This is a genomic window from Nodularia sp. UHCC 0506 (genome assembly GCF_034931045.1).
Lineage (GTDB): Bacteria > Cyanobacteriota > Cyanobacteriia > Cyanobacteriales > Nostocaceae > Nodularia.
Genome location: NZ_JAYGHH010000022.1, coordinates 46,346 through 51,478, shown reverse-complemented (window position 1 = coordinate 51,478; position 5,133 = coordinate 46,346). Strand labels below are relative to the sequence as shown.

Below are 5,133 nucleotides of genomic sequence, written 5' to 3'. Positions count from 1 at the left end.
GACGAAGCCTTGCACCTACTTTCGGGTTAATCAGCCTCAAACCTTCGATTTATCTGGGTTTTATATTTATTCAGCAATTCCTAATTATTTATCTCCTGAAAATTCAAAACTATTCCTGTCTGAAACCACTTTTTTATCTATCTAAAGAATGGTGTATATGGCAGGGAAATTCTTGTCAGAAGCAAGATGAAATTTAATTAAACCTGCTGTGCAATGAAGTTAGTTTGTTTAGTTTTAATTGATAGGAGTTCAATAATATGACAATATTATCCAATGATGAACTGAAAATTTTAATCGATAATTCTCAAAGCCCTTGTGTTTCTTTATATATGCCTATGCAAAAAGCAGGGCCAGAAATCCGACAAAACCCAATTCGGTTGAAAAATTTAATCCGTGAAGCTGAAGAACGTTTGGATACAATGGGTATTCGCCATACTAAGGCGGTCGATTTTCTCCAACCAGCGAAAGAACTTGATACGACAGATTTCTGGCAGAACCAAGATAGCGGATTAGCAATTTTTATTTCTCCCCAGATATTTCGCTACTACCGTTTACCAATGGATTTTCAAGAATTGGTAGTTGTTAGCGTTAGCGAAGCTGGCCGAAAATCCCGCTTTCATCTTAAGCCATTGCTGCATTTAATTAATAGTGATGGCAAGTTTTATCTCTTAGCTCTTAGCCAAAAGGATATCAAGTTTTTTGAGGGAACAGGCTACAGCCTCAAGGAAGTAGAAGTAGCAAATATGCCTCGAAGTATGGATGCAGCTCTCTTAGAGGATGATATCCAAAAAGGGGTACAGCATCGGATTGGTACACCTAGAGGGGGAACTGCTAATTCGTTTCAACAGCCGGGTGATGTTCATGGTCAGGGAAGTCCTGACAGAGATAAACGTCAAGCAGATATTTTACAATTTTGTCACATTATTGATAGGGCAATACACGAAAAAATCCGGGGTGACAGTGCGCCTTTAGTGTTAGCAGGGGTTGAGTATCTATTACCAATTTATCAAGAGGCAAATACCTATCCTTATTTTGTCGAAGCAGGTATTACTGGTAATCCCGAAGTCATGAAACCGGAAGAATTGCATAAACAGGCTTGGCCTATTGTCAAACCTTTGTTTCATGAAAATCAGCAATCAGCAATGGCGCTTTATCAACAACTAGCTGGTACTGGAACTACTTCTAGTGATATTAAAGAAATTGTTTCAGCTACTTATTGCCAAAGAGTTGATTCTATGTTTGTGCCAATGGATAGGCAAATTTGGGGTAAATTTGATCCAGACACAATGACTGTCGATGTACACTCAGAACCAGAGCCAGATGATGAAGATATGTTAGATTTGGCTGCGATTCAAACATTTCTCAACGGTGGTAAAGTTTATACTGTTGATTCAGAACAAATGCCAAATGATACACCAGTAGCAGCGATTTTCCGCTATTGATAATTTTGGTGGTGTTGTATCAGGTGAAATTAACTATATACAAATACAACACCCACATATTGAAATTATACATCACATTTTATCTGAGTAGACACGATGCTGGCATTAATGTCTATAACTGGTTTAAGTCTATATCTATTTGCTTTCTGGCTGCGGCTAAAATGAGGCGTTGTTCAGCACGAGCGATCGCTTTATAAGTCCTTTCTACTGCTTCGGGTTCAACGGAAATAGAAGTAATTCCCCATTCTACCAATTGATCAATGATTTCTGGATAAATGGCTGGTGCTTGACCGCAGATTGAACAAGGTATCCCCGCAGTTTTCGCCATTTGAATTAGTTGCGCGATCGCACCCATGACTGCTGGATGACGTTCATTCAATACGCTGGTAATTTCTCCTTGTTCTCGATCTACGCCTAACAGTAGTTGTGTGAGGTCATTAGTACCAATAGAAATCCCAGATACACCTGCTTTGACATATTCTGGCAGTAAAAACAGCACGCTTGGGACTTCTGCCATTATCCATAGTTGAAACTGCGGTACTTGAGTTAAACCAGCTTGCTCAACTTTAGCCCGACAAAAAGAGAACTCTGGCACACTGCGAACAAAAGGCAACAATAAATTAATATTGCTGTATCCAGCCTTCTGCACATTTGCCAAAGCTGTTAATTCCAACTCAAAAACGGCGGGATTGCATACATAACTGAATGTACCACGATAGCCTAGAGATGAACGGCGCACAGAATTTTGATGCTCAAAAGATGATGGTAACTCATGCGATGTTCGCCAATCCAAAGCACGATAAAAAACTGGCCGGGGTGCAAAAGCACGAGCAAATAAGATAATCTGCTCAGTCCATTTTTCTAACAATTCTGCTTGACGACCACTGACCAGCCAACTCTGGGGATGTTGACCTTCAAGTATGTTGAGTAACATTAATTCTGAACGGATCAATCCCACTCCGTCTACAGGTAAATTTTGCCCTTCTTCTATCAACTTGGGCTGACTCAGGTTAACCAGCAACTGGGTAGAAATCATCGGTAAATGAGGATTAACAAGAGGATGAGGATATGGGGGAACAGTTTTTTCTGAAGACTTTAGTTCTTGACTGTCTAACTGTAATGCTTTTTCTCCTCTGCTCCGATAAACCTCTCCTCTATCGCCATCCACAAGCAACCTCTCACCGTTTGTAATTGAGACTGTAGCACCTGCGGCACTGACTACGGCTGGGATACCCAATTCTCTAGCCAGAATTGCTGCATGACTAGTTAATCCTCCCGTTTCTGTGATAATACCAGCAACTTCTTGTAAAAGAGGCAACCAATCAGGTGCGAGAGCTGCTACTACTAAAATTACTCCTTTGTGTATTTGTTCTGGTTTTTTGTGGACATCAGTAATTACAGTAGCTCTTGCTGTTACACGTCCCCCAGATGCTCCTAGACCTTTGATAATAGCTGGTGTCGCGTAGCCATACTGTAAATTAGGAGTTGCAGAATGAGGCGAACTAACTTGAGTTAAGTGGACAGTGGGATCTGGGGTGTTATCGGAGAGCGTCCATTTAATGGTAAAATTGTCGCCTATTTCACTCACAAGTTGATTCCCTAGAGTGATTACTTGTTGCAGATATTCTTCTGATAAAGCGTATTGCTTTTGTTGGGCTTCTTCAAGTATATAGGTCACTATATCAGTATTATCTACTGTTGCGACTAAATTGTGAGAATTCACAGTTGCGCCATGAGCAAAACCATAAGCCAACATTTTATTACCTAGATGTTGCTCTAGTATGATCCCTGTTTCTTGTTGAATGTAATAGACATCAGGTTGGACATCACCTTGGGAAAGCGCTATTCCTAATCCCTTAGTGGCTTCTATTGTCCATCCAGAAGAATGAGCATAGAGAAGACCACTAGCGATCGCATTTTCCGCCGGTTGTACCAACACCGCTAAATTTATTTGTTGCAGGTTAACTCCTACCCGTCGCCAATATAGTAGACTCCTAGCCCGAAATAACTGACTCCAGGTGCGTTTCAATGCTGAGGCGATCGCTTCCTCATCGCAGCGACAAAAAATTGCATCTAACAACCCAGAAGTATTTCCTCCCTCTGGCGTTATAGCCGATAAAGCCAAACTAGGACGCAAAATTAGATAACTACTTTGCCATTCTTTAGCTGCGGCGAAAATTTTATTTACCCATTGCGGTGCTACTATCCCTGTGATGATTTCCTGACGTAACCGCCCAGCTACCTGCTGAAGTTGTCGCCAATTAGCCACATCTAAATGCAAAGAAGAATAGGGTAAATCTGCTACTAAAGCGGATGTACTATTGAGAGTTGTGAGAAATTGTTTTAATACTTCTGCTGAAACCACAAAACCAGGTACTACTGGATAACCACGCTGCATAATTTTACTCAAGTAGAATGCCTTGTCACCTACCTGAGAGCGGTCTTGCAGTTTAATTTGGTCGAGCCAATAGAGTTTATCCACTCAATTTATTATTAGTTATTAGTCATTGGTCATTGGGAAGTGACCGTCTTTTCTCCCCTGTCTCTATTCACGATACTATTTCCCCTGACTTCACATAAAGAATTTGTGAGGAATTTAGCCACTGGGCATCAAAAGAACTGAGGTGAGTAGTAGTAATGAGGGTTTGAAAACGGTCTTGAATGGCATCAAGTAATTGATTTTGGCGGAATGGATCTAATTCAGCTAGAACATCATCTAATAAAAGTAGTGGGGATGCTTGGACAACTTGTTCAATTAGTTCTAATTCGGCTAATTTTAGGGCTAATACTAAAGTTCGTTGTTGACCTTGAGAACCATATTGACGAGCAGGTGTTTGATTAATGATTAATTCTACTTCGTCACGATGAGGGCCAACAAGAGTAGTTCCTCGATAGAGTTCAGCCGCAGATCGTTGTTGAATTTTAGCTAAAAAAGCTTTTTGGATATCTTCGGGATGGGTTTCCGCCAAAGGAACACTAGGAACATAATTAATTTGCAGAACCTCAGTACTACCACTAATACTAGCGTGCCAAGTAGCCGCAATAGCAGCCAATCTCTGAATAGCGCGATCGCGTCTTCTAATCACCTTTGTACCAGTGGTAACTAATTGAGCATCCCAGATAGCCAGTGTTGAGTCCTCAGTAGAAATGCGATTGATCCCATCTGCTGAGTCTAGGGCTTTTTTCAAAACAGCGTTGCGTTGGCGTAAGACTTGGTTGTATTGCTGCAAAATGTGAGCATAAACCGGTTCAAGTTGAATTAACAGGGTATCTAGCCAATTACGCCGGACATCAGGGCCACCACGTACCAAGTCTAAATCCAAACTAGAAAACTGTACAGCATTGAGTACACCTAAAAAATCCATTTGTCGGCGCACGGATTCGCCATTAATGGCCACGCTGCGGCGACCATTGCGGCGGAGAGTTAAAGACAAATCACTGATCCCATTTTCTCGCTCCAGAAGGGCATTAATTTGAGCGATATCCTGTCCTTCTTGAATAAAATCCGCAACGCGCCCCATCCGATGCGATCGCAATGTTGCCAGCAACTCTACCGCCTCCAACAAATTAGATTTTCCCTGAGCATTATTACCCACCAGAATTGTTTTAGCCGCAGTAAATTCAACCTTCTGGTCTTGGTAATTACGGAATTGTCTCAGGTGTAGATTTTTTAAGTACATAGGGCTGGCTG

General features: G+C 41.4%; 3 protein-coding genes. 1 reads left to right on the top strand and 2 read right to left on the bottom strand.

The window, feature by feature from the left end:
* The first annotated feature begins 257 nt into the window (after nt 1–257).
* Nucleotides 258–1,442, top strand: a complete 1,185-nt coding sequence (locus VB654_RS13960) for a hypothetical protein (RefSeq protein WP_323214369.1) — start codon at nt 258–260, stop codon at nt 1,440–1,442.
* Nucleotides 1,443–1,554: 112 nt separating this feature from the next.
* Here VB654_RS13960 and VB654_RS13955 read toward each other — a convergent pair whose 3' ends face one another.
* Together VB654_RS13955 and recF are read right to left on the bottom strand one after the other, a co-directional pair.
* A complete protein-coding gene (locus tag VB654_RS13955; protein WP_323214368.1) occupies nt 1,555–3,924 on the bottom strand; it encodes a putative PEP-binding protein in 2,370 nt (789 codons plus the stop codon).
* 67 nt (nt 3,925–3,991) lie between these two features.
* Nucleotides 3,992–5,122, bottom strand: a complete 1,131-nt coding sequence (recF, locus tag VB654_RS13950; RefSeq protein ID WP_323214392.1) for a DNA replication/repair protein RecF — start codon at nt 5,120–5,122, stop codon at nt 3,992–3,994.
* Nucleotides 5,123–5,133 lie beyond the last annotated feature (11 nt).